This is a genomic window from Pontibacter lucknowensis (assembly GCF_900156415.1).
Lineage (GTDB): Bacteria > Bacteroidota > Bacteroidia > Cytophagales > Hymenobacteraceae > Pontibacter > Pontibacter lucknowensis.
On the sequence record NZ_FTNM01000016.1, the window covers coordinates 1 to 1,455 of the forward strand.

The 1,455-nt window shown below is 38.9% G+C and carries 3 protein-coding genes; 2 read left to right on the forward strand and 1 reads right to left on the reverse strand.

Annotated features, from left to right (window positions below; translation table 11 throughout):
* Positions 1-110 precede the first annotated feature (110 nt).
* A complete protein-coding gene (locus tag BW972_RS19495; protein WP_076423350.1) occupies positions 111-551 on the forward strand; it encodes a hypothetical protein in 441 nt (146 codons plus the stop codon).
* Between the two features lie 87 nt (positions 552-638).
* Positions 639-1,223 (forward strand): DUF3885 domain-containing protein, encoded by a 585-nt coding sequence (locus tag BW972_RS19500; protein WP_076423351.1) that lies wholly within the window; start codon positions 639-641, stop codon positions 1,221-1,223.
* A 43-nt stretch (positions 1,224-1,266) separates the two neighbouring features.
* Here BW972_RS19500 and BW972_RS20120 read toward each other — a convergent pair.
* Positions 1,267-1,455 (reverse strand): hypothetical protein (locus BW972_RS20120; protein WP_234986466.1); only part of this gene is annotated, 189 nt, incomplete at its 5' end.

The window sequence follows — 1,455 nt, forward strand, 5'->3', positions numbered from 1 at the left end:
ATAAGCAGGAAGCTGTGTAGTAGAATCTCTTTGGCTAACAAGGCATACAAGCCATACTTCGGCTTCGCCTTGTCCGCCTTCTACACTAGACGTTAGCCAAAACTGTAATCATGAAAAACTGGAAGTCCATTAAAGAAGAAATCTACTACGAAGACGGCTCTCTGAGAGACATCTATGTTTTTGATACTAACAAAGAAGATTGGAAAGCTTGGGGTAGTTTGATAAACGAGAAGTATAAGGTAGAATTTTTCAACGGGCGAACACAGCAAGTTGAAGACAGAATAAATGTAGAAGAATTGCTGAAATACTTCTCAGCTCCCGAAGATTTTAAAGATGTAAATAAGGCACGTATCAAACTGGGTAAAGTAACTATCATTTGTCAGCTACACTATGAAAGCGAAATGGAAAGTGACATTGACCCAAAAGAAGTGAAGTCGGAAGAAGACCATCATGCCATTCTGGAGTACCTGAAAACAGTAGCATCAACACTAAAAAAGAAAGTGGTAGTGACTTCAGAAATGGAACCCGAAGACATACTATTAGAAGTATAAAAACAGAACTGGCTAACAAAATATATAAGCCATACTTCGGCTTTGCCTCGTTCGCCTTCTATACAAATACCGTTGTAGCACATAAAAATGAAAGAAAACGACTTCATTGACTTTTGGAATAAGGAATACCCTGAAGCTCTTCCAATTAATCATGAACTGAAATGGATGTTTCAGGACCGTTGGTTTAGAATTCACAGTCTACCTGAATCTAAAAGGTACGCCGACTCAGAAGACGAATATAAGATCCTTCTTGACAGACAAAACAAATTGTTTGAAGACCTTATAGGAGAAGGAGAAGAAATAGCTATTTCATTTGGGCTTTACACAGGCGATGATATAATAAATGATAACTACAAAGAGTTGACTGACTTTGGAGAATTTCAAAAAGTCTTAACAATTGACCTACATAAGGAACGGCCTGAAGAATATGAATATGTAATGTACCTTGACCTTTTCGTTAAAATTGAAAAATGGGAAAAGGATAGTAGAAACGACATTCTAAAAGCCATTGCTAATGATGAAATTAGAGCAATGTTCATCTGTCCTGCAAGAAAGTGTATTATTGCGCCTTATGATGGTGGAGTAGATGTGATTGTTGACTCGAGTGAAAAAAGAGACAAGCTGAAAACTAAATATAGGGATTGGCTTTCTGACCGTGAAGATGGGATGTAACAGAAAAATTACGAGCTACAACAAAGTTCAGCCTTAACCCTTGCTACGCTGCGGGCTTTGGCTGCACCAGTACGTTAAATCCGTCATTGGGATTATTTTCAAATTTTAAAATGGCGAAGCTTTCAGGCTTTACCGGTGGGGAGGAATCACAGGCTATAAAAAAGGGAATGCCTGCAGAAGAGCCAAAGGCATAAATGGAGTTTAGGCCGGCAAGTCTTGCGGCGGCGTTGCC